Here is a 22,495-nt window from a genome sequence, read left to right on the forward strand (position 1 = left end):
CAATATTTATTGGATTGAGTCCACCGCAATAATTTTCACGTGGAAATTAAGGGTCTGTCCTGCCAGTGGATGATTAAAATCAACTGTCACTTCGTCTTCACCAATCTCACGAATAACGCCGGGGAGTTCACCACTGCCATTGTCAAAAGACACAACCAAACCCGCTTCAAGCTCAATATCTGGGGAAAAGCTATCACGACGCACCTTTTGCATATTCGCGGGGTTACGCTGGCCAAACCCTAACTCGGGTGGAATCTCAATTTCAGCTTCATCGCCTTCCTTGAGGCCAAATAGGGCTTTCTCAAAACCCGGTAGAAGACTGCCATCCCCAACGCTAAAGGAAGCAGGATCGCCTTTAAACGTAGAGTCCACTTCGGTGCCATCATCCAGCTTCAGGCTGAAATGTAGGGTTACCCGGCTATGTTCGCCGATAACGCTATTGCTCATAGTTTATTAAATTTCCGCATTATTTTTTGCTTTATCGCTGTCTTTTTCCGCAAAAAAAGCAGCTCGATAACCAGCATGGCCGCGCCGATACTGATACCCATATCCGCTACATTAAATACTGGGAAGTGCCAGTTGCCGTAATAAACGGAAATAAAGTCTCGCACATAGCCCAATAAAATACGGTCCCACAAATTACCCAGAGCACCGCCAAGGATCAGCGCCAGGGCACAGGGTTCCCAACGTTTCCTAGAGGGCAGTCGCCATAACCAGATAGTAACCACAACACTAAAGCCCAAAGCGATAATGCCAAAGAACCAGCGTTGCCAACCTCCAGCGTCAGCCAATAAACTGAAAGCTGCACCGTAGTTTTCTGCATAGGTAAATTGCAGTAAGCCCGGGATTATCTGCATCGCCGGGCCGTGCATAAACATATCCACAGCCCATACTTTAGTAACCACATCCAGAGCCACCACCACCAGCGCCAGCCAATACCAACGCCAGGGGTGCCCTAGAAGAAGATTGGACTTAGGCATAGTGCCTCACCTCACCTTCGCCAGCTACGTTTTCCACGCAGCGCCCACAAATATCCGGGTAATCACTGTTTCCGCCCACATCAGCACGGTAATGCCAGCAGCGCGCACACTTGGGGTGATCAACCTTACTTACGCTAACCTTTAAACCCTCCATTTCGGTGGCTTCAGCACCGGCCGCATCACTGAGAGGCTGAACCGAAGTAGAGGAACAAATCAGCACAAAACGCAGCTCATTCTCCAACTCCAGTAATTTCTCGCGCAGGTCATCACTCGCATAGAGGGTCACCGCTGCCTGCAGGGACCCACCTATGGCGCCAGCCCCACGCTGTTCCTCCAGCACCTTGTTAACCGCTGTTTTTACCTCGGCAATAGCAGCCCAATAATCCGCCCCCTTACCTGCCTCAGCCGGCAGTTTAGGCAATGGGTACCACTCTTCGATAAATACGCTATCGGCATTGGCACCAGGAATGAATTGCCAAAGCTCTTCTGCAGTAAAGCTAAGGATAGGGGCTATCCAACGTACAAAAGCCTGCACAATATGATAAAGGGCTGTTTGAGCAGAGCGGCGCGCGGCACTGTCTTCCTTGGTGGTGTACTGGCGATCCTTGATGATATCCAGATAGAAACCGCCCATATCCACTACGCAGAAGTTATGCAACTTCTGATAAATCTGGTGGAACTGGTAGTTGTCATAGGCAACCAGGATCTCATCCTGCAGGCGCGCTGCCTTGTCGAGAGCCCAGCGGTCCAGAGCCAATAGCTCATCCTCAGGGAGTAAATCTTTTGCCGGATCAAAACCTGCCAGATTGGATAGGAAAAAGCGCGCCGTATTGCGCAAACGGCGATAAGAATCAGCTGTGCGTTTTAAAATCTCATCGGAGACAGCCATTTCACCACTAAAATCCGTGGCCGACACCCACAGTCGTAGAACATCAGCACCCAGCTTGTTAATCACATCCAGGGGCGCAACGGTATTGCCAATAGATTTTGACATTTTGCGTCCCTGGGCATCCACGGTGAAACCATGAGTCAACACCTGCTTGTAGGGGGCGCAATCGTTGATCGCGATAGAGGTCTTGAGGGAGGACTGGAACCATCCGCGATGCTGGTCAGAGCCCTCCAGATACAGATCAGCAGGGAAACGCAGTCCTTCACGGCGCTCCAAAACAGCGTAGTGAGTTACACCTGAATCGAACCACACATCGAGAGTGTCTGTCACTTTCTCATATTGATCGGCGTCATCACCCAGCAGTTCACTGGGATCCAGGTCAAACCAGACATCCATACCTGCCACATCTACCTTCTCAGCGACTTTGTCCATTAGTGCTGGGGTATCTGGGTGCAGCTCATGGGTTTCTTTATTCACAAACAACGCGATCGGCACACCCCAGGTGCGCTGGCGGGAAATACACCAATCCGGGCTACCGTCCAGCATGGCGTCTATACGGGCTTTACCCCAACCGGGTATCCACTGCACGTCATCAGCCGCTTTTTGTGCCTGCTCCAGTAGATCGTTTTGCTGCATACTGATAAACCACTGGGGCGTCGCGCGGTAGATCAGTGGGGTCTTGGTACGCCAACAGTGCGGATAGCTGTGCTCCAATTTATCCTGGTGTAGTAGTACACCACGCTCCTTTAGAAGGGCGACAATTTTATCGTCAACCTTGTAGACATGCTCACCGGCAAACAACGGCACACTATCGCGATATACACCGTTATTATCGATGTAATTGAGAGTCTCGATACCATAGCGCTTACCCACCTGGAAGTCGTCCGGCCCGTGATCCGGTGCCGTGTGTACACAGCCGGTACCGGCATCCGTTGTAACATGATCACCAAGGACGATCGGCAGTAACTTATCGTAAAAGGGGTGATGTACTTTCAAGTGCTCCAGAGCCGCACCGCGGATACGACCAACCACCTCACCCTTCAAACCGGCACGGCTCAGTACAGTTTCCTGAAGGGCTTCAGCAACCAGCAGACGGCGATCGCCAGTCTGAACAACCACGTATTCCAGCTCACCATTCACAGAAACAGCCTGGCTCGAAGGCAGGGTCCAAGGTGTCGTTGTCCAGATAACCACAGATAATGGACCGTCACCGGCATGGCCACCGGCGGCGTCCGCAATAGCCAGGGCGGCCTCTTCACTCACTGGGTAGCAAACATCAATGGAGTAGGAAGTTTTATCCTGGTATTCCACTTCCGCTTCTGCCAGGGCTGAGCCACCCACAACACTCCAGTAGACAGGTTTGAAGCCGCGTGCCAGATGGCCGTTCTTCACCACACGTCCGAGGGCGCGGATAATATCGCCCTCAAATTGAAAATCCATAGTGCGGTAGGGGTTATCCCACTCGCCGAACACCCCCAGGCGAATGAAATCTTTCCTCTGCCCTTCCACCTGTTTGGCAGCGTACTCGCGGCACTTTTGGCGGAAAGTCTTAAAGTCTACCTTGGTGCCGGCCTTACCAATTTTTTTCTCTACCCTGTGCTCGATCGGCAGGCCGTGACAATCCCACCCCGGAACATAGGGAGCATCAAAACCACTCAAGGTTTTCGACTTGATAATAATGTCTTTGAGAATTTTGTTGACTGAGTGACCAATATGGATGTCACCATTCGCATAGGGAGGGCCATCGTGCAGAATAAACTGTTCACGCCCGGCACGTGCCTCGCGAATTTTTTCATAGAGCTTATTGTCCTGCCATTTTTTCAGAATTGCCGGCTCACGCTGCGGCAGGTTGCCACGCATGGGAAAGTCGGTCTCAGGCAAATTCAGGGTCGCTTTATAATCAGTCATTGGGTGTCTACTTCAGCTCTAGTAGAAAATAAATTATTTCTTGTCAGTTTTTCGGGGGTTTTGCTCGAACCAACACTTGGCATTATCAATATCCTCGGCAATGCGGGCCTTGAGGATATCCAGAGAGGCAAATTTTTCCTCATCGCGCAATTTATGGCAGAACTCTACCGCCAATTCACGACCATATAGATCGCCACTAAAGTCGAACAGGTTAACCTCCAGTAGCGGCCTGGCACCTTCACCTTCGACTGTCGGGCGGAAGCCTACGTTCGCTACGCCATCCAGTTCCGCATATCCACAAGCCATATCTCTACCGTCAGTGGCAGTGGTACGAACCGTATAAACTCCCACCAATGGGGAGCGGTAGCGGCGCAAGCGGACATTGGCTGTAGGCGCGCCCAACTGACGTCCCAGGGCGCGACCTGGGGCAACCCGGCCGGTAATCCGGTAGGGTTTGCCCAGTAGTGCCTGTGCCAGCTCAAAATCCCCCCGCTGCAGGGCCTCACGGATGCGGGTGCTGCTAACCCGGGCCCCACGTATTTCCAAGGTTGCCGTATCTTCAACGGTAAACCCGTGCTGCTCCCCCATTTTTTGTAACAGAACATAATCGCCACTGCGATCGCAGCCAAAACGGAAATCATCGCCAACTACCAGGTGGCGAATGTCCAGTCCGTCGAGCAGTATACGCCGGACAAATGCCTCGGCGCTGAGGTTGCGCAGGGTTTCATTAAACTGAAGACACAGAACTCGGTCGACACCAGCCTCGAATAGCGCCAGCACTTTTTCCTTAAAACGCATCAGTCGCGCGGGGGCTTTATCGCTAGAAAAAAATTCGTGGGGTTGAGGCTCGAAAATAATCGCCACTGAGGGCAGACCTTGTTCCAGCGCACGCTGCCCTAACTGCGAAATTATTGCCTGGTGACCGAGATGCACACCGTCGAACGAGCCGATCGTCGCCACGCTTCCCCGGTGGCGGGGGCGCAGGTTGTGCAACCCGCGGATTAGTTCGCGCTCCTGGGCCAAAACGATCTTCCCATCCTCACAAAATCGAGCCGCACAGTATAGCGGATTCCCACTGGGCGGCCAGTGGTCGCTCATATTTACCGCCGGACAAAGACATCTACGCCTGAAGACCTTAACTCGTCGCGCGGAAATGGCGCGGGCGCAAGCCCGATGCAAGCAGCACCAGGAGGTAAGTCAGGCCTCCAGCCGCAACCAACAGGCCCATACGCCAAGCCCTAGTAAACCAACCCCACTCACTCCAACCGCTCCAGAAATGCAGCACCCCGAGCAATACTGCCACCATGAGCAGATTCGCTACTACAAGGCGCAACAAATAACCCACCCAACCGGCTTCAGGGGTATAGACGTCATCCCTGCGCAGCCCCTTGTACAATAGCCAAGCATTAATAGCCGCCTGGCAGGCAGTGGCAAGGGCCAGCCCCATATGACCCAGCTTGAAATAGTGATTCAGCGGAATGACAAATAAGAGGCTCAAAACCATCTTGGCCGAAATCGCAATTAACCCAAAACGAACTGGAGTATAAGTATCCTGGCGTGCAAAGTAGCCGGGTGCCAAAACTTTGATCAACATAAAGGCCAAGAGCCCCATGGCATAGGCGCGCAGGGACCAAGCCGCCATCTGCATATCTCGCGGTTGCATCTCTCCGTATTGGAACAGCGTGGTCAGCAAGGGCTCAGCCAGTACAATCAGGGCCACTGCCGCAGGCAGGGAGATCAGAGTGACGCTGCGTAATGCCCAGTCGAGGGTGTGTCGAAAACGGCGAGGGTCCCCATCACTGTGCTGACGCGAGAGATTCGGCAGTATCACCGTGGCCACGGCAACCCCAAATACTCCCAGAGGCAATTCTGTAAGGCGGTCAGAAAAGTACAACCAGGATACACTGCCGCTGGGAAGGAATGACGCGAGCAGTGTATCCAAAACCAAACTGATCTGGGTAACCGAAACCCCAAATATGGCCGGAGCCATTAGGCGCAGGACCTTGCGCACCCCGGGATGACTCCAATCCCATTTGGGTCTTGGCAGCAAACCCTCTCGGGCCAAGAAAGGCAACTGGAACAGTAGTTGCACAACTCCAGCCACAAACACCCCCCAGGCAAGCGCCAAGATTTGCGGATCAAACCAGGAAGTGGCCACCGTCGCAGCCCCGATCAATACCAAATTCAACATTACCGGAGTCAGTGCTGGAATCGCAAAACGGTCAAAGGTATTCAGGATTGCGCCGGTAAATCCGGCGAGGGAAATCAGCATCAGGTAGGGAAAAGTAATCTGTAACATATCTGCAGCTAGATCGAACTTCTCCCGTTCACTGCCGTCCCACCACCAACCAAAAGCAAAAATACCCGTCACTATTGGCGCGAACAGCACCCCAAACAGGGTCACTAGCAGCAGCACTCCACCCAGAGCACCGGCAACCCTATCGTTCAGCTCCCTTGCCGCCGCTACTCCCCCTTTTTGGCGGTATTCAGCTAGTACTGGCACAAACGCCTGGGCAAATGCCCCCTCAGCAAACAGGCGACGAAAGAAGTTGGGAATTTTGAAAGCGACAAAGAAGGCATCGGCGGCATCTCCCGCCCCAGCAAAGCGGGCCAGAGCCATATCCCGCGCCAGACCGGCAATCCGTGACAGCATTGTCGCAGCGCCAACCACTGAGCTACCACGCAGCAGCCGCGAGGCGCCAGATTTTTCAACGGGTTGCTGCTGAACAGGGGGCTGCTGGGACAAAACTTCAACTCCTGGCAATAGGTAGGATCATTTGGACGGCAAGTCTACCGCAATTCAACAGTAACTTTGGAAGATCAGGAGGAGTCCGCGGCCCTACGACATAGTGCCTGCGAGCCTATACTAGCAATGAGCTAGTCACGCGTCCCACGGATCAGGTGGCGCGGGGAGATAAAGGATGACCATTAACGCTTTAATTATTGCTCTGGCACTGGCGATTGTGCTCTATATAGCAGTGATGCGCGGTCCCCGTCCCCGGCGAGTCCGAGTTCGAGTGGATTCACCTCGCGACCGGCGCTACCGTCGCCTGCTGTAACTGGCCATTTGGCCACCTGCCACATTTCGCCATATTTGCTCTGCAGTTTGCCACTGCAGCGCCACGCCAGCGCCTCCATGAGGCTTTTTAATAACACTCAAACGGGCCGGGAACACCCCGACCCCAACGAGTAAGAAAAAAGCCCCCAAGGAGAAAAGCAATGAAAAAAGCGTTATTGGTAGCAGCCCTGACTTCCCTGATCGCTTCCGGTGCCCAGGCAAAGGAACACAATGAATCAAATCTGACCCCGGCCAAACAGGCCACGGTCTTTACTTCAGCAGCGGTTGCCGGCGCAGCCGTTGGTGGACCGGTTGGATTTATCGCTGGAGCACTCGGCGGGGCTTGGCTCGGCGAGCAGATCAAGCAAGCAGACGAGGCAGATATGCTGGCAACACAACTGACAGAGAGCCGTGCAGGGCTCAGCAACCTGGCACAGCAATTGGATGCGGCTCGACTGTCCGCGAACGATGCCAGCCAACTGGCACTGGATTCCCTCCAATTCCAAATGCTGTTTACCACCGGAGAAGACGAGCTTCAGGAGGGCCAACTCCAACAATTGGGTGCCATGGCCGATTTCCTCAAGCGCCACCCGCACCTGCAAATTCAACTGGAGGGCCATGCCGACCCTCGGGGTAGTGATGGCTACAACAACGTGCTGTCAGACCAGCGCGCCCTGAGTGTGGAACAGGCTCTGGTATCTCTGGGTATCGACGCCTCCCGTATAAATCGCCGCGCTATGGGTTCCACTTATTCCCAGGCGACTCGCGGCGATGTAGATGCCTATGCGATGGAACGCCGGGTAGACATCCGTTTCTCTATGCCGGAATCTGTTGCCGGCAGTTTCTGAACCTGCATCGGCGGGCCCTAGCGGACTGTAAATCCGCTATCGTAAGTCAAGATATAAAATGCACTGGTATCAGGTGGGCGGATTACAAATACGCTCACCTGCCCCCCTCCAAAGAAACCCTGTTGTGTTTGCGGGCGATCTGCGCCCGCCTTTTTGCCAATAACCCGCAATTTCGTGCATGATTCTCAACCATAAAAAGGAAGCAGCCGGAATCAGCCATGAGTGCAACTATCGCCATTGTCGAAGACGAACGCGTTATCGCCGAAAATTATCGCGACGCTCTGCGCCGCAGCGGTTATCGGGTCGATCTCTATAGTGCGAGAGCTGAGGCTATGGATGCCTTTCGCCAGCGTTTGCCGGACCTCGCTGTGATCGATGTCGGCCTAGGCAGCGAAGTGGAGGGTGGGTTCGAACTGTGCCGCGAGTTACGAGCCATGGCACCTAGCCTGCCAATCCTGTTTCTTACAGCCAGAGATTCGGAGCTGGATATTATCTCCGGGCTGCGCCTCGGTGCCGACGATTACCTGACCAAGGATATTTCTCTGCCGCACATGCAGGCACGCATCAACGCGCTGCTACGCCGGGTGAGTGTTCTGCGAGACCAAGGTGATCAAGGGGAGAGCCTGACCCAAGGTAAATTGGATCTGGATATATCCAGGCTTCACTGCCACTGGGATGGACAGCCAGTAGACCTGACCGTTACTGAATTCTGGATAGTCCATGCACTGGCTAAGAGACCCGGGCACGTCAAGTCGCGCAACCAACTTATGGAAGCTGCGCGAGTGGTTCTGGATGACAACACCATCACGTCTCATGTGAAGCGTATTCGCCGCAAGTTCCAGACCCTGGACGGAGAGTTCAACTCCATTGGCACTGCCTACGGTATGGGTTATCGCTGGCAACTTTAATAATTTTGGCCTCGGCGCATAAGATTTAAAGAGCACCGCCCATGAAGCTTCGCCGCCAACTCCTGCTTGTCAGCCTTGTCGCCCTGGCCCTTCCATGGGCCGGCTGCCAGTATCTGCGCCAAGTGGATGCGGCCCTGGCGCAGGGACAGTTACAGGCACTAGAAGCGACCGCCGCGGCAATTGCCGCCCGTTTAGCCAGTGCACCGCAGTTGATTGCCCCTGATCCCCTGCGCCACGCTCGCCCTCCTGGCGCTCAACTCTACCTAAACCCGCTTTCACAGCCCCCTATGGTCGATGGCTATGGCGATGACTGGCGCCCCTTGGGCCTGAAACCCAGAGAGCTACTCGACGAAAAGCTTAACCCGCTGGCACAGGTAACCTTCGGGCAATATAGCGAACAGGTTTTCATGCTTCTGACTGTCAGTGACTCCACGCCGGCTTACCGCGACCCCCGAACCGGCCTGCTGGCCGGTGGTGATACTGTCGAACTATTCACTGGTGGCCGGCATTACATATTGCCAGTGGCAAGCCGGGGCACCACAAGCGCCATGTGGCATAATCCAAGAGAGGGGCGATACGAACGTGAGCTGCGCCTGCGCGGACGCTGGACCTCCTCTCCTGATGGCTACCAGCTCGAATTAACCCTTCCCTACGATCTAACTCAGGGAGGCCTTTCAATTCGCATCCTGGATCGCAACCGCAGTGACGGTGTAGCGCCTGTTCGCAGTTCCAGCACATTGCCCTCCGATGGACAGCCCGGTCGCCTGACAGCCCCCTGCCTCAACTACAGGCCGAGCTGGATCATTTTGCCCGCCCGAGTCTGCGCCTAGCCGTAGTGGATAACGAAGGATTCCTTCTCGCAAGCAGCGGGCAGCTGCAGCCAGAGCCCTCCGAGAAGGTAACCACCACTCCCTGGTTGCGCAGCTGGATTTACCGCAAGTTATTGGCGCGGGAAACTTTACCGCCACTACCTGTGGATAGGTTGCCATTGAGTCATGCACCTAACCGCGATACCGAAGAGCAGTGGTTTGGCGGTCCCCTACAGTCACGCATTGGTGTTGTCAGCGTCCCGGTTGTCACTCGAGCCGACGAAGTAATCGAGCGGCCAATGCTAGGTCGGGTATTGGTGCTTCAATCCGGCGAAGCCATACAGTCCATGACAGAGGGCGCTGCCCACCGGCTTTGGCTGATTAGCTGTGCTGCCGCAGCCACTGCATTGATGTTTCTACTTGGCTATGCCAGCTGGCTATCCTGGCGTATACGCAAACTGAACCGCGCCGCACGCCACGCCGTAGACGCAAGCGGCAAGTTGCGCGGTAACTTCCCTCATTCAAAGGCCAGCGATGAGCTGGGCGCCCTAAATCGCGCCTTTGCCAGCCTGCTCGGTGAACTGGACCAATATCATCAGTACCTGCGCACATTAGCCAGCAAGCTCTCACATGAGCTGCGCACACCCCTGGCTGTAGTTCGCTCTTCCCTGGATAACCTTACTGCTGGCGAACTGGATTCCCACAGCCGCCGCTACGCTGAGCGCGCATTAGACGGCAGTGAACGCCTTTCCAGCATCCTCAACAGCCTCTCTGCCGCGAGCAACCTCGAGGCCAGTATCCATCAAGCTGAGCGCGAAACGTTTGATCTCGCCGACCTCCTTGAAGTTATGGTCCAGTGTTATGGCGATGCTCACCCTAAACACCACTTCACGCTGGATAAGCCCCCGGGAGAGTTACACTGTCACGGCGCCCCGGAGTTACTTGCGCAACTACTGGACAAACTGGTAGACAATGCCTGTAGCTTCGCCCCGGAAGGCAGTGATATCCACTTGTCCGCTCACACATATGATGACAGTTATCTGATCACGGTGAGCAATGATGGCCCACTGCTACCCAGCGGCTATGCGCACAAACTATTCGATTCCCTCGTGTCTGTGCGCAAGGATGGTGATAATGCAGGCCACCTTGGTCTCGGATTACATATCGCCAAGCTAATCGCTGACTATCATTGCGGTCGCTTGCAGGCTCGCAACCGCACCGATAACAGCGGCGTAGAGTTCAGCCTTAAGCTACCAAACCGCTGACACATACCAGAGTTTCTAGCCATATCCACAAGACGCAACCGGCTATGGTTGACAAACAACCAACTGTGGGGATAATGTCGCGTCCCGATCGGGCCCCAGGGCCTGTTAGTTACAGATTTACAGATTCCAGACAGGAGCAACCGGTGGCCAACTCACCTCAAGCGAAGAAACGCGCGCGCCAAAACGACAAGCGCCGCATGCATAACGCCAGTCTGCGCTCCATGGTGCGCACCTACATCAAGAAGGTAGTTGCGGCCATCGATGCAGGCGACGCTGAAAAAGCAAAAACTGCATATGCAGAAGCGGTGCCTGTTATCGACCGCATGGCAGACAAAGGCATTATTCACAAGAATAAAGCCGCTCGCCATAAGAGCCGCCTGAACGCACAGGTTAAAGCTCTGGCAGCCTAATTCTTTAGGCAACAGATACAAAAAAGCCCCGCATTGTGGGGCTTTTTTGTATCTGTCATTTAACTCTAAAGCAAGATCAGATTATCCCGGTGAATTAACTCATCATCATCGCGGTAACCGAGCAACTCAACAAACTTCTCCGATGCGCGACCAAGAATCCTGGCACTCTCACTGCTATCGTAATTGACCAGCCCGCGGGCAACTTCCCGCCCTTCACCACTGCGACAGGAAACCAGATCCCCCCGCTGGAAACGCCCTTCCACTTCAGTCACCCCCACCGCCAGTAAGCTGCCGCCACTCTCACAAAGAGCTTTTTCCGCCCCGCTGTCGAGCACCAGGGTACCGCGCACCTGCAGTTGGCCGGCGAGCCAGCGTTTGCGAGCTGTTAAAGGATCAGCGTCTGGCAACAATAGGGTACCCAGAGACTCCCCTGCCCATGTACGCATGATTACTTTTTCCTGTGCCCCACCAGCTATCACGGTACAGGCACCGGAGCGAGCCGCCAATTGCGCAGCGCGCACCTTGGTAGTCATGCCACCGCGCCCAAGCCCACTGCGCGAACCCCCCGCCATAGCCAGCAAGCTAGGATCCAGGGCAGAGGCCTTCTCGATTAATTCCGCCTGGGGATTATCACGGGGGTCCTCAGTAAACAGCCCATCCGCATCCGTCAGAATCAGCAGCGTATCAGCCTCCACTAGATTGGCGACTAGTGCAGCAAGCGTATCGTTATCACCAAAACGAATCTCATCGGTGACGACCGTATCGTTTTCGTTGACAATGGGCACGGCACCCAAAGAAAGCAGGGTTTTCAGGGTGCTACGTGCATTGAGGTAGCGGGTACGGTTGGAAAGGTCATCATGGTCCAGCAGAATCTGTGCACTGCGTAAATCAAAGCGCCCAAAAGCCTGCTCATAAACCTGCACCAAATGGCTTTGCCCCACCGCCGCAGCGGCCTGCAACTGATGAATAGACTCCGGTCTTCGCCCCCAACCTAAACGATCCATACCTGCAGCGACGGCGCCAGAAGATACAAGTACCACCTCAATACCACGCTGTCGCAGTTCGGCTATCTGCTCAACCCAGGCAGAGATAGCCACGCTATTTACACCTCGACCGTTATCGGTCAAAAGGGCACTACCAATCTTGACAACCCAGCGCTGGCTATTCGCCAGCTCACGACGGGAATCTGAATTAGAGCCCATGCTCCCCCTGGATATCGCCCCTAAGGGTCATTTAAACCATTTTTATTATTCAGAAGCCCACAATAATTAGAACCTGGGGCAGCTCAGGAGGGACTTTGCCAAATGAGATAACTCAGGGGCGATACTCAATATCGACATCGTGTTCATCGTCATCCCAATCCTCATCATCATCCACATGCTCCCTGGCTGCCTTGCGCTTAGCCCTATGGCTCTCACGCAACTCCTCAATACGCTCACGGGCCTCACGCTGCATCTGGCGCTGAGACTCCAGTTCTGCCTGCGCCAACTCAGGGTCACGGTCCTCATCTTCCTGACGCTCCTCGAGGTAATCCATTAGACGACCACTGAGGATATCAGTGCCCTCTTTGCGGATTGCTGCCACACGGAAAACAGGACCGGTCCAACCCAGCGCATCTACAATTGCCTGGCAACGCTCCTCCAGTTCTATCGCCGGTACCAAGTCAGTTTTGTTCAGTACTAACCAGCGTTCACGTCCAGCCAGTGTCTTACTGAAGCTGGAGAGCTCATGCTCAATAGCTCGGGCATTTTCCACCGGATCAGAACCATCAAATGGTGCCAAATCCACCAAGTGCAACAGCACACGACAGCGGGTCAAGTGCTTGAGGAAGCGAATTCCAAGACCCGCCCCCTCTGCTGCCCCCTCAATCAGGCCGGGAATATCGGCAATCACGAAGCTTCGGTGCTTCTGCACCTGTACCACACCGAGGTTAGGCACCAGGGTAGTAAAGGGATAGTTGGCCACTTTGGGCTTGGCTGCGGAAACTGCACGAATAAAGGTGGATTTACCCGCATTGGGGAGTCCAAGCATGCCTACATCGGCGAGAACCTTCAGCTCCAGCTTGAGACTGCACACCTCCCCTTCAGTACCATTTGTTGTCTGCCTGGGAGCGCGGTTGGTACTGGACTTAAAGCGAGTATTACCCAGACCGTGAAAGCCGCCCTGGGCAACCAGAAGGCGCTCGCCGGCCTCAGTCATGTCGCCGACCGCTTCGCCACTATCCACATCAATCACAGTGGTTCCCACGGGGACTTTCAGCACTAGGTCTTCTCCCTTGGCCCCCGTACAGTTGCGCCCGCGGCCCGGCTGTCCACTTTCAGCTGCATAGCGAGGTTGATAGCGGTAATCTACCAGGGTATTGAGGGAATCATCGGCTTCCAGGTAAACGGAACCGCCATCGCCGCCATCACCGCCATCCGGGCCTCCTTTTTCTACAAACTTCTCCCGACGGAAGCTCAAGCAACCGTTACCGCCTTTACCTGCCTGGACAACGATGGGCGCCTCATCGACAAACTTCATAATCTCTCCACCGCTATAGCGGTTGCCTTATCCGGTACGCGCATCCGCGCACCCCTATCATCATACCAGCCGACAAGCCGCCCCCTGTGGGCACCTGCCACCCTAACTTCCCGTCGCCGCTTTTCTGCGACTTTTCCAACAAAAAAGCCCCGCAATAGCGGGGCTTTTTATGAAGCTTGGGCTAATGACCGCTTAAGCAGTTTCGATAGAAACAAACTTGCGGTTGTTGGGGCCCTTAACTTCAAACTTCACAACGCCGTCCGCAGTGGCGAACAGGGTGTGGTCTTTGCCCATACCAACGTTAATACCTGCGTGGAATTTGGTGCCACGCTGACGAACGATGATATTGCCTGCTGCTACAGACTGGCCGCCAAAGCGCTTCACGCCCAGGCGTTTACTCTCGGAATCGCGACCATTTCGCGTACTACCGCCAGCTTTCTTATGTGCCATGAGTCGTTACTCCTCTGTTATGCCTTAATGCCAGTGATTTTGACTTCGGTATACCACTGACGGTGGCCTTGGCGCTTCATGGAGTGCTTGCGACGACGGAATTTGATGATTTTCACCTTCTCGCCGCGGCCGTGGCTCACTACTTCAGCCGATACTTTAGCGCCCTCTACAACGGGGGCGCCGATGTTAATCTTGTCGCCATTAACGACCATCAGCACTTTGTCGAAATCAATGGTTTCGCCGGTAGCTACTTCCAGCTTTTCCAGGCGAAGAACTTCGCCCTCTTCTACACGGTGTTGCTTACCACCGCTCTCAAAAACAGCGTACATATTTCTATGCTCCGATATGGACGACACGAAGCAGCGGGAGGACTATTGAGTCACTGCTCCGCATTTCGGGAGCTTGCGCCGTGTTGTTTAACATCTATATTCGCCAAACGACCCCAAAGTAGCTGAATAGCCACATGAAGCCCGCAATTGACGGGGCGCAGATTCTAATCAATTCGTCGGGTTGATACAATAGCGCCCCTTTGCTGCCCGGGCCCCGGGGGGCGCCAGTCTAGTCGTATAAGGAACTCTCACATGCTGCCTTTTCACCGGGTCGCCGCCGAAGACTTTGCCGCGGTCAACCAGCGCATTCTCGATCAACTGCACTCGGACGTTCCTCTGGTGGAAAACATAGGGCACTATCTGGTCGAAGCCGGCGGCAAGCGCTTGCGCCCTCTTCTGGTGCTTCTCTGTGCACGTGCCTGTGGTTATAAGGGGGAGAGCCACATTGACCTCGCGACTATCATCGAGTTCATCCATACCGCCACATTACTGCACGATGATGTGGTGGACACATCCGACATGCGTCGTGGCCGCCTCACAGCTAACGCAAAATGGGGCAATGCTCCTAGCGTGCTAGTGGGGGACTTCCTCTATTCCCGCGCCTTCCAGATGATGGTAGCCCTCAGGGATATGGATATCATGGCAATCCTCTCCGACACCACCAATACTATTGCTGAGGGTGAGGTTCAGCAGCTGGTAAATGCTGGTGATCCCGCGGTGGGCGAGGACAATTACTTTACGGTTATCCACAAAAAGACCGGCGCCCTGTTTGAAGCCGCCTGTGAAACTGCCGCCGTAATGGCTAACTGCACCAACGGGGAACAAACGGCCCTGAAACTCTATGGCCGCCACTTGGGCCTTGCCTTCCAACTTGTGGATGATGCTCTCGACTATCGTGGCAACCCAGAAGAACTTGGGAAAAATGTAGGTGACGACCTGGCGGAGGGCAAACCAACCCTGCCACTAATCTATACCATGGCCAATGGCAGCAAAGATCAGGCCCAATTGGTAAAAGAAGCGATAGAGCAACGCAGCGCGGAAAAACTATCCGAGATAGTCGACGCGATTGAAGCCTGCGGCGCCCTGGACTACACCATGGAGCGTGCACGTGCCACTGTTAACAACGCTAAAGAGCAGCTGGAGTTCCTACCCAACTGCGAACAAAAGCTGGCTCTGCAACAACTGGCCAGCTTTGCCGTAGAGAGAAGCGTATAGCACTTTTAGCTACAGCAGCCGGGCCACCAACTATATTAGTTAGTGGCCCTATCACTCAAATACGCCTCCAGGAACATAAGTACTCCCCATACCTGAGTGCACTCCCCTCACTTACAAGGTGGGCAATATTTGTAACAATACGTTGCGAATTAAAGAGTCATCCTCCAAATTGCAGCCTCTATAACTCTTAATCACAGTTTTACAAAAATCGAGCCAGGTTACTTCCCTATAAATGCAACACCGCCATTTGTAGCCAAGCTATTGCACTACTTATCCGAAAAATTAAATAAGCAGGACCAAAAACTTAGCCATATCAAAGATTTAGGCATTTATTATTTTTGGCCCATAAATACCAAACGAAACTTTAGCACCATCAGTTTGAAGGAAAACAGCTTCAAAGTTTCCTCCAATGGAAAATACCCAGAAGAAAAATTATGAGGCCATCCACTGCCCTATATCAATTTAGATTAGCACCTGAAATATTCCCACAAAATAACCTTGTGATCACTAGAGGTGAATTAACTTCATCATACGTAGTGGATTACAAATTCCTGCATGACAACAATCCTTGCAGCAATAAGCTGGAATTTTTAATTTTGCAAATACACAATATTCCTCTATGTATACTAAGGACCCTATAGCTGCAAAAAAATACTGGATACAGTTGTAATCAACAAAGGAAGCTTTGGTTTTTTGGTAAAGTCAGAAGGTCATTTGGACGGTTCAAATTGAACAGGCATCAGTATGAATATTTGGTCTATGCGACAGCAATTGTTGCATGCGTCCATGAACGGTGGAAAATTTATGCACAATATTTAAATACCATGCAAAACTCTATTACCAGAAATATCCGCCCGCTTTAGACTTACGGGACAACAGATTAAAATATGAAATTTTATTTACTAGTAATTATATTATTAATTTAGGCAGGGAAGGCCAGCCAAATTTTTGACTGACCTTAAACAGGTCTCTTAAATTTTAACTACTGTATTTACTCTATCTTTTTCAAGCGCGAATTAAATCAAGAAGCTCTTGAGTTTTTTCACGCATTAGCGCCTCATTCCCACGGGACTCAACATTTAAGCGTACTACGGGCTCGGTATTGGACATACGCAAGTTAAAGCGCCAATCGGGATAAGCCACACTCAAGCCATCTACATGCTCAACGCTCTCAGCTCCCGGAGCATACTTTGCTTCGGCCATTTTTAGTAATTCAGCGGCATCGTTCACCTTAGAATTAATTTCCCCAGAACAGGGGAAAGCAGCCATACGCTCACTCACCAACTGAGACAAAGATTTACCACTGCGACTTACCAGCTCTGCCACTAAAAGCCAGGGGATCATACCGCTGTCACAGTAAGCAAAGTCACGGAAATAGTGGTGCGCACTCATTTCACCGCCATAGATAGCGTCTTCTTTACGCATGCGCTCTTTGATAAATGCATGACCGGTCTTGCTCTGCACGGGCTCCCCGCCAGCTGCATGGACAATGTCCTCGGTATTCCACAGCAGGCGTGGATCATGAACAATTTTCGCACCATCATTTTTGAGCAAAAATGCCTCTGCAAGCAGGCCTACCACATAATAACCTTCGATAAATTCACCTTTTTCATCGAAGAAGAAACAGCGGTCGAAATCGCCATCCCAGGCAATCCCGAAATCGGCACCACACTCTCTCACAGCTTCCGCAGTCGCTGCACGGTTTTCCGGCAAAATTGGATTGGGAATACCATTGGGGAAGTTACCATCCGGCTGATGGTGTACTCGTACAAATTCAAATGGCAGATGCGGTGCCAAGGCATCAACCACTGCACCAGCGCCGCCATTACCAGCATTTACCACTAGCTTGAGTGGCTTCAAAGCCGTGCTATCGATATAAGACAGCAAATGTTTTACAAAATCGACACGGTGTTCAAAGCGATATAGATCACCTCGCCTTGGTGCTGAGGCAAAGTTATTTTGCTCTGCCAATCGCTTGATATCCAACAGACCAGTATCGCCACTAATTGGACTACTTCCTGCACGGACAAATTTCATACCATTGTAATCCATAGGGTTATGACTCGCGGTTACACAGATGCCGCCATCAAAATCCCCATGGGAAGTGGCAAAATAAACTTCTTCAGTGCCACACTCGCCAATATGAAATACGTCAGCACCGGCATCGCGTAAACCATTCGCCAGAGCATCGGTCAGTTCAGGGCTGGTCAAACGAATATCATGCCCAACTACAACCCGTCGCGCTCCGAGGAATTGGGCAAAAGCACGCCCCACACGATACGCAACATCTGGATTTAACTCTTCCGGCACACGACCGCGTAAATCATAGGCCTTAAAACAGGTAAGCTCAGCCACTTACTTCTTCTCCTGGGCAGCCTGCTTGGGCAGGTAAACATTCTCATAGACATGGTTCGTAGCTTCGATAAAGCCTTCAACCGAACCACAATCAAATCGGCGCCCCTTAAATGCGTAGGCCAAAACGCAGCCCTGACGGGCCTGGGCTAGCAGCGCATCGGTAATCTGTACCTCTCCATTCTTGCCGGGAGGAGTATCGCGTATCAGGTCAAAGATATCTGGAGTCAGAATATAGCGACCAATAATCGCATTATTGCTTGGCGCCTCTTCGGCCGTCGGCTTTTCCACCATATCGGTAACCTGGTACAAACCGGGCTTGATCTCATTGCCCGCAATCACACCAAATTTGTGGATATGTTCAGTAGGCACCTCTTCGACAGCAACAATACTGCAGCGAAACTGCTTGTATAACTGCACCATCTGCGCAAGTACGCCTAACTCCTCATTCAGGCACAGGTCATCTGCCAGCACTACAGCGAATGGTTCGTCCCCTACCAAGCGGCGCCCCTGAAGAATTGCGTCCCCCAAACCGCGCATTTCTCCCTGGCGCGTATAGGAAAAACTGGCGCTATCAATGACTTTGCGAACGGAATCAAGGTATCGTTCCTTACCAGTACCCGCTATCTGGTGTTCCAACTCAAAATTGGTGTCGAAATGATCTTCGATGGCGCGCTTGCCCCGACCAGTGACAAAGCCGATTTCCGTCAGCCCGGCTTCTATCGCTTCCTCTACGCCATACTGCACCAGTGGCTTATTCACCAGAGGCAGCATCTCTTTGGGCATGGCTTTCGTAGCAGGTAAGAAGCGGGTGCCGTAACCGGCAACCGGGAATAAACATTTCTTGAGCATTATGCTCCCCCATAATTTTGAAACGAGCGCACCCAGTGCTTGGCCGGCAACTTATCATAGTTGTTAGGGTCATTCACTTACAGATAATGACGCTAAAATCCCTTATTGGACCATAAAATCTACTACTGAATGCTCTAAGATTGTGAAAGCAATTCCAGCGCCAGTCACAAAAACAGCCCTGACCGACTAGACAAGCGACACAGAGCCCTTAGAATGCCCGCTCTTACAAAAACGCCCAGTATGGATTGCGTAACCACCCACCAACGGGGAAAAAATGAGTAATTTTGTTCAAAAAAGCACCTATAGCAGAGAGGAGCTACTGACCTGCTCCCGGGGCGAGATGTTTGGCCCTGGCAATGCACAACTGCCCGCTCCCAATATGCTGATGCTGGATCGCATCACACATATCTCAAAGGAAGGCGGAGCCTTCGGTAAGGGAGAACTGATTGCGGAACTGGACATTCACCCCGACCTTTGGTTTTTCGATTGTCACTTTCCAGGCGATCCGGTAATGCCCGGTTGTCTCGGGTTAGATGCAATGTGGCAGCTACTCGGCTACTTTTTGGCCTGGAAAGGTAACCCCGGGCGCGGTCGCGCACTCGGCTGTGGCGAGGTCAAATTTACCGGTCAGATTTTGCCCACCAGCAAGAAAGTCACCTATCACATCCAGATGAGCCGTATTGTTGAGCGCAGGCTTGTTATGGGAATTGGCGATGGTACCGTTGCTGTAGACGGCCGTGAAATTTACACAGCTAAGGATCTTCGCGTAGGCTTATTTACCCGTACCGATAATTTTTAAACACACCGTAAACCATTGTCGGTAGAAATCATGTAGTCCTCTACCGACAAGCTATGCTGGAGACCACTATGCGTCGGGTAGTCATTACCGGAATGGGTATTACATCCTGTATCGGCACCAATACAAAAGAAGTCACCGCCTCGTTGAGAGAAGGACGCAGCGGAATCCGCTTTCAGGAGGAGTACCGGGAGCTCGGCCTGCGCAGCCAGGTAGCGGGCCAGGTCGATATCGACTTCAAGGAACATATCGATAGAAAGCAGCTCCGCTTTATGGGTGATGCAGCCGCCTACGCATATATAGCCATGCAAGAGGCCATTGATATGTCAGGCCTGCAGGAGGATCAGATATCCAACCCGCGCACAGGTATTGTGATGGGCTCAGGCGGCACATCCACCCAGCAAATTATTGATGCGGCCCATACCCTCAAGGAAAAGGGCGTAAGGCGCGTGGGCGCCTACCGGGTGCCTCAGGTAATGAACAGTACCGTTTCCGCTTGTTTAGCCACCCCATTCAAGATCAAGGGAGTGAACTACAGCATTTCTTCCGCTTGTGCCACCAGTGCGCACTGTATAGGGAATGGAGCCGAGCTGATCCAGATGGGTAAGCAGGACATTGTCTTTGCAGGTGGTGGTGAGGAGCTAGCCTGGAGTTTGACTCACCTTTTTGATGCAATGGGCGCCCTATCGAGCAAATATAACGATACCCCAACGAAGGCCTCACGTCCCTACGATGCCGACCGGGATGGCTTCGTTATCGCCGGTGGCGGCGGCTGCCTGATATTGGAAGAAATGGAGCACGCTGTAGCCCGTGGAGCCACCATCTATGCCGAGCTGACCGGCTACGGCGCAACCTCTGATGGTTACGATATGGTCGCCCCCAGTGGTGAGGGTGCAACCCGCTGTATGCAACAAGCGTTAGCGGGAATGGACGGCAAAGGACTGAGAGGTAACGTGGATTACATTAATACCCACGGCACCTCAACCCCAGTTGGAGACGTGGCTGAATTGAAGGCTATGCGTGAAGTCTTTGGTGACACAGTTCCAGCATTTGCCTCTACCAAGTCCCTTACAGGCCACTCCCTCGGCGCCGCTGGCGTACAAGAGGCGATTTACAGTCTACTGATGATGCAAAACAACTTTATCGCTGCATCTGCCAATGTAGAGAATCTGGACCCTGCAGCTGTGGGTATGGATCTGGTGACCGAAGTTCGCGACAGTGAGATCAAGCGGGCCATGTCTAATAGTTTTGGATTTGGTGGTACTAACGCCTGCCTAGTATTCGACAAGATCTAAACAAAAAAAGGCGCCATATAGGCGCCTTTTTTATCTTTGCTGATAGAAACCTAACCAGACTTTTCTGCACCCAAACGTTCTAACCAAAGCTCTACCTGTCGGGTGAGCCCCTGGCGCCAGCTGTGCTGCTGAATGCCAAACACATCCCTCAATTTTCCACAGGCCAGCACAACACTGCGATCCTTTTGACCAGAATCCTCTAATGCACTGAGTTGCACAAACCGCTCTTCATCGTGAAATGACTGTGCCCGCTCCACAACCTCTAACGCAAACTCTATAGCGGTGCAGCTGTCTGAACTTCCGTAATGATAAACCCCTGGAGCAAAGGCACCACTGGCTAGCTGTTGTGCTATCGCTACCGTCACACGAGACAAATCGAGAACAGTAACCGGATTACCGTTATTGATACCATCCAGTTCGAGCGGTTCACCAGTTATAAAGCCCCGTAATACCCGCGCAAGCAGGGCTTCCAGGTTGCTATCCACCATCCAGCCAAATCGCAGGATAGTCAGGTTTTCTAATCCACTCAGGGCACGCTCACAAGCCAACCACTGGCGACCACTTCGAGCCTGTGGATCCGCCACTTCATCCTCATCATATCTCCGCTGTTCACCTCCAGCGAATACCTGATAAGAGGAAAGGTGAATAACATGTTGACAGAGTCCTCTCGCGAGCTGCTTAGCCACCTGCAGAGACTCTGGCATGCCCTGGCTGTCTGCGCAGGCCGAGGCATTGATAACAATCGAGCTTGGTCGCAGCTGGTCGAGCTCTGCGGGTAAAAGCTGTTGAACACGAAAGCCAGCGCGCTGCAGGCGTTTCTGCAGAGCGCTGTCGATATCGTTACCAGCAGTAATGACCGCTACCGTGTCCGGCTTATAACCGGTATGTAGATCAGACACTGGATGGGCTTAGAAGGGAATATCGTCCTCAAAGCTGTTATCGAAACCACCCGCTGGCCCCTGGTTAGGCTGCGGCTGCGGTTTGCTGGACGGTGCCATTGGTGATGGCGCCGTGCGCCCCTGAGCAAAGGAATCCTGACCTCCCTGCTGATAACCGCCCTGGAAACCACTCTGTTGTTGCTCGTAGCCACCCTGGCTACCGCCCATAGATTGGCCGCTCATGCCAGCAGCACCCATTCCGGCACCACCCATACCCTGTCCGAAACCTCCTTGCTCCCCACGGCCGTCGAGCATCTGCATTTCACTGGCAACAATCTCGGTAGTGTAACGGTCCTGACCAGTATTCTTATCTTGCCATTTGCGGGTGCGCAGAGAGCCCTCAATGTACACCTTAGAGCCTTTGCGCAGGTACTCACCGGCAATCTCGGCCAGGCGGTTAAAGAATACCACCCGGTGCCACTCAGTGCGCTCCTGCTGCTGACCGGTCTGCTTGTCCTTCCAGCTCTCACTGGTTGCCAAGCTCACATTAGTGACCGCACCGCCACTCGGCATATATTTGGTCTCTGGATCATTACCCAAATTACCAATCAGAATTACTTTGTTGATCCCCCTGGCCATGGCCCTCTCCTCTCTTCGACCCAGGTCCTACCCAGGCAATAATCATTCAATATTTAAGATGTGAGGTGACTCACACCAACAATGCGCGACCGCC

22 protein-coding genes are annotated in these 22,495 nt (G+C 53.0%); 9 read left to right on the forward strand and 13 right to left on the reverse strand.

All coding sequences use genetic code 11. The features are described 5' to 3' along the window. Window positions 1–6: 6 nt before the first annotated feature. Genes fkpB through murJ form a run of 5 tightly spaced genes read right to left on the reverse strand, consistent with a single transcriptional unit; the run spans window position 7 to window position 6,523 of the window. A complete protein-coding gene (fkpB, locus tag P3339_RS20235; RefSeq protein ID WP_020411441.1) occupies window positions 7–447 on the reverse strand; it encodes an FKBP-type peptidyl-prolyl cis-trans isomerase in 441 nt (146 codons plus the stop codon). Then, window positions 444–980, reverse strand: a complete 537-nt coding sequence (lspA, locus tag P3339_RS20240; protein WP_282951723.1) for a signal peptidase II — start codon at window positions 978–980, stop codon at window positions 444–446. Before lspA ends, fkpB begins: the two co-directional genes overlap by 4 nt. Beyond that, a complete protein-coding gene (gene ileS / locus P3339_RS20245; RefSeq protein WP_282951724.1) occupies window positions 973–3,777 on the reverse strand; it encodes an isoleucine--tRNA ligase in 2,805 nt (934 codons plus the stop codon). The genes lspA and ileS overlap by 8 nt, the downstream gene beginning before the upstream one ends. A 33-nt stretch (window positions 3,778–3,810) precedes the next feature. Next, window positions 3,811–4,875: a bifunctional riboflavin kinase/FAD synthetase gene (gene ribF / locus P3339_RS20250; protein ID WP_282951725.1), complete on the reverse strand. Its 1,065-nt coding sequence runs from the start codon at window positions 4,873–4,875 to the stop codon at window positions 3,811–3,813. 37 nt (window positions 4,876–4,912) lie between these two features. Beyond that, complete coding sequence (murJ, locus tag P3339_RS20255; protein ID WP_020411437.1) at window positions 4,913–6,523, reverse strand: murein biosynthesis integral membrane protein MurJ; 1,611 nt, start codon at window positions 6,521–6,523, stop codon at window positions 4,913–4,915. 175 nt (window positions 6,524–6,698) lie between these two features. On the opposite strand from murJ, the gene P3339_RS20260 reads away from it, so the two are divergent. The 6 genes from P3339_RS20260 (at window position 6,699) to rpsT (ending at window position 11,075) form a co-directional block, all read left to right on the forward strand. Beyond that, the gene (locus P3339_RS20260) at window positions 6,699–6,836 is read left to right on the forward strand and encodes a hypothetical protein (protein ID WP_157533299.1); all 138 of its coding nucleotides are present in this window, start codon (window positions 6,699–6,701) and stop codon (window positions 6,834–6,836) included. A 160-nt stretch (window positions 6,837–6,996) separates the two neighbouring features. After that, window positions 6,997–7,683 carry an OmpA family protein gene (locus P3339_RS20265; protein WP_020411435.1) on the forward strand — a complete coding sequence of 229 codons (687 nt, stop codon included), beginning with the start codon at window positions 6,997–6,999 and terminating at the stop codon, window positions 7,681–7,683. A 218-nt stretch (window positions 7,684–7,901) separates the two neighbouring features. Continuing rightward, window positions 7,902–8,591, forward strand: coding sequence for a proteobacterial dedicated sortase system response regulator (gene pdsR / locus P3339_RS20270; RefSeq protein WP_020411433.1), 690 nt, complete (start codon window positions 7,902–7,904; stop codon window positions 8,589–8,591). Window positions 8,592–8,632: 41 nt separating this feature from the next. After that, window positions 8,633–9,421, forward strand: coding sequence for a DOMON domain-containing protein (locus P3339_RS20275; RefSeq protein ID WP_282951726.1), 789 nt, complete (start codon window positions 8,633–8,635; stop codon window positions 9,419–9,421). 5 nt (window positions 9,422–9,426) lie between these two features. Further along, on the forward strand, window positions 9,427–10,665 hold the full coding sequence (locus P3339_RS20280) for an ATP-binding protein (protein ID WP_282951727.1): 1,239 nt from the start codon (window positions 9,427–9,429) through the stop codon (window positions 10,663–10,665). Between the two features lie 143 nt (window positions 10,666–10,808). Continuing rightward, window positions 10,809–11,075 carry a 30S ribosomal protein S20 gene (rpsT, locus tag P3339_RS20285; protein ID WP_020411431.1) on the forward strand — a complete coding sequence of 89 codons (267 nt, stop codon included), beginning with the start codon at window positions 10,809–10,811 and terminating at the stop codon, window positions 11,073–11,075. 65 nt (window positions 11,076–11,140) lie between these two features. On the opposite strand, the gene proB is transcribed toward rpsT, so the two are convergent. The 4 genes from proB to rplU form a co-directional block, all read right to left on the reverse strand. Further along, window positions 11,141–12,277, reverse strand: a complete 1,137-nt coding sequence (proB, locus tag P3339_RS20290; protein ID WP_282951728.1) for a glutamate 5-kinase — start codon at window positions 12,275–12,277, stop codon at window positions 11,141–11,143. Window positions 12,278–12,389: 112 nt separating this feature from the next. Next, window positions 12,390–13,595, reverse strand: coding sequence for an Obg family GTPase CgtA (gene cgtA / locus P3339_RS20295; RefSeq protein ID WP_282951729.1), 1,206 nt, complete (start codon window positions 13,593–13,595; stop codon window positions 12,390–12,392). Between the two features lie 192 nt (window positions 13,596–13,787). Further along, window positions 13,788–14,045 (reverse strand): 50S ribosomal protein L27, encoded by a 258-nt coding sequence (gene rpmA, locus P3339_RS20300; protein ID WP_020411428.1) that lies wholly within the window; start codon window positions 14,043–14,045, stop codon window positions 13,788–13,790. A gap of 17 nt (window positions 14,046–14,062) precedes the next feature. Then, window positions 14,063–14,374, reverse strand: coding sequence for a 50S ribosomal protein L21 (gene rplU / locus P3339_RS20305; RefSeq protein ID WP_020411427.1), 312 nt, complete (start codon window positions 14,372–14,374; stop codon window positions 14,063–14,065). Window positions 14,375–14,626: 252 nt separating this feature from the next. On the opposite strand from rplU, the gene P3339_RS20310 reads away from it, so the two are divergent. Then, window positions 14,627–15,589, forward strand: coding sequence for a polyprenyl synthetase family protein (locus P3339_RS20310; protein WP_282951730.1), 963 nt, complete (start codon window positions 14,627–14,629; stop codon window positions 15,587–15,589). Window positions 15,590–16,594: 1,005 nt separating this feature from the next. On the opposite strand, the gene P3339_RS20315 is transcribed toward P3339_RS20310, so the two are convergent. Continuing rightward, window positions 16,595–17,944: a phosphohexomutase domain-containing protein gene (locus tag P3339_RS20315; protein WP_282951731.1), complete on the reverse strand. Its 1,350-nt coding sequence runs from the start codon at window positions 17,942–17,944 to the stop codon at window positions 16,595–16,597. Continuing rightward, window positions 17,945–18,793, reverse strand: coding sequence for a UTP--glucose-1-phosphate uridylyltransferase GalU (gene galU / locus P3339_RS20320; RefSeq protein WP_020411424.1), 849 nt, complete (start codon window positions 18,791–18,793; stop codon window positions 17,945–17,947). 274 nt (window positions 18,794–19,067) lie between these two features. Here galU and fabA point away from each other — a divergent pair, with 274 nt between their 5' ends. Beyond that, complete coding sequence (gene fabA / locus P3339_RS20325) at window positions 19,068–19,592, forward strand: 3-hydroxyacyl-[acyl-carrier-protein] dehydratase FabA (RefSeq protein ID WP_020411423.1); 525 nt, start codon at window positions 19,068–19,070, stop codon at window positions 19,590–19,592. Between the two features lie 68 nt (window positions 19,593–19,660). Beyond that, the gene (gene fabB, locus P3339_RS20330) at window positions 19,661–20,884 is read left to right on the forward strand and encodes a beta-ketoacyl-ACP synthase I (RefSeq protein WP_020411422.1); all 1,224 of its coding nucleotides are present in this window, start codon (window positions 19,661–19,663) and stop codon (window positions 20,882–20,884) included. Between the two features lie 50 nt (window positions 20,885–20,934). Here the strand turns inward: fabB and P3339_RS20335 are convergent, their stop codons facing one another. Together P3339_RS20335 and ssb are read right to left on the reverse strand one after the other, a co-directional pair. Beyond that, window positions 20,935–21,783: a sugar nucleotide-binding protein gene (locus P3339_RS20335; protein WP_282951732.1), complete on the reverse strand. Its 849-nt coding sequence runs from the start codon at window positions 21,781–21,783 to the stop codon at window positions 20,935–20,937. 9 nt (window positions 21,784–21,792) lie between these two features. Next, window positions 21,793–22,401 (reverse strand): single-stranded DNA-binding protein, encoded by a 609-nt coding sequence (gene ssb / locus P3339_RS20340; protein WP_282951733.1) that lies wholly within the window; start codon window positions 22,399–22,401, stop codon window positions 21,793–21,795. Between the last annotated feature and the right edge of the window lie 94 nt (window positions 22,402–22,495).

Origin of the sequence: Microbulbifer sp. MLAF003, assembly GCF_030012965.1 — a bacterium.
Classification (GTDB): domain Bacteria; phylum Pseudomonadota; class Gammaproteobacteria; order Pseudomonadales; family Cellvibrionaceae; genus Microbulbifer; species Microbulbifer variabilis.

What these genes read in the sequence shown, in the direction of transcription:
- proB (WP_282951728.1), bottom strand. Translation starts at nt 12,277, where the DNA reads ATGGGCTCTAATTCAGATTCCCGTCGTGAGCTGGCGAATAGCCAGCGC.
- galU (WP_020411424.1), bottom strand. Translation starts at nt 18,793, where the DNA reads ATGCTCAAGAAATGTTTATTCCCGGTTGCCGGTTACGGCACCCGCTTC.
- pdsR (WP_020411433.1), top strand. Translation starts at nt 7,902, where the DNA reads ATGAGTGCAACTATCGCCATTGTCGAAGACGAACGCGTTATCGCCGAA.
- fkpB (WP_020411441.1), bottom strand. Translation starts at nt 447, where the DNA reads ATGAGCAATAGCGTTATCGGCGAACATAGCCGGGTAACCCTACATTTC.
- P3339_RS20310 (WP_282951730.1), top strand. Translation starts at nt 14,627, where the DNA reads ATGCTGCCTTTTCACCGGGTCGCCGCCGAAGACTTTGCCGCGGTCAAC.
- cgtA (WP_282951729.1), bottom strand. Translation starts at nt 13,595, where the DNA reads ATGAAGTTTGTCGATGAGGCGCCCATCGTTGTCCAGGCAGGTAAAGGC.
- lspA (WP_282951723.1), bottom strand. Translation starts at nt 980, where the DNA reads ATGCCTAAGTCCAATCTTCTTCTAGGGCACCCCTGGCGTTGGTATTGG.
- fabB (WP_020411422.1), top strand. Translation starts at nt 19,661, where the DNA reads ATGCGTCGGGTAGTCATTACCGGAATGGGTATTACATCCTGTATCGGC.
- rplU (WP_020411427.1), bottom strand. Translation starts at nt 14,374, where the DNA reads ATGTACGCTGTTTTTGAGAGCGGTGGTAAGCAACACCGTGTAGAAGAG.
- fabA (WP_020411423.1), top strand. Translation starts at nt 19,068, where the DNA reads ATGAGTAATTTTGTTCAAAAAAGCACCTATAGCAGAGAGGAGCTACTG.
- ileS (WP_282951724.1), bottom strand. Translation starts at nt 3,777, where the DNA reads ATGACTGATTATAAAGCGACCCTGAATTTGCCTGAGACCGACTTTCCC.
- ribF (WP_282951725.1), bottom strand. Translation starts at nt 4,875, where the DNA reads ATGAGCGACCACTGGCCGCCCAGTGGGAATCCGCTATACTGTGCGGCT.
- ssb (WP_282951733.1), bottom strand. Translation starts at nt 22,401, where the DNA reads ATGGCCAGGGGGATCAACAAAGTAATTCTGATTGGTAATTTGGGTAAT.
- P3339_RS20260 (WP_157533299.1), top strand. Translation starts at nt 6,699, where the DNA reads ATGACCATTAACGCTTTAATTATTGCTCTGGCACTGGCGATTGTGCTC.
- rpmA (WP_020411428.1), bottom strand. Translation starts at nt 14,045, where the DNA reads ATGGCACATAAGAAAGCTGGCGGTAGTACGCGAAATGGTCGCGATTCC.
- P3339_RS20275 (WP_282951726.1), top strand. Translation starts at nt 8,633, where the DNA reads ATGAAGCTTCGCCGCCAACTCCTGCTTGTCAGCCTTGTCGCCCTGGCC.
- P3339_RS20265 (WP_020411435.1), top strand. Translation starts at nt 6,997, where the DNA reads ATGAAAAAAGCGTTATTGGTAGCAGCCCTGACTTCCCTGATCGCTTCC.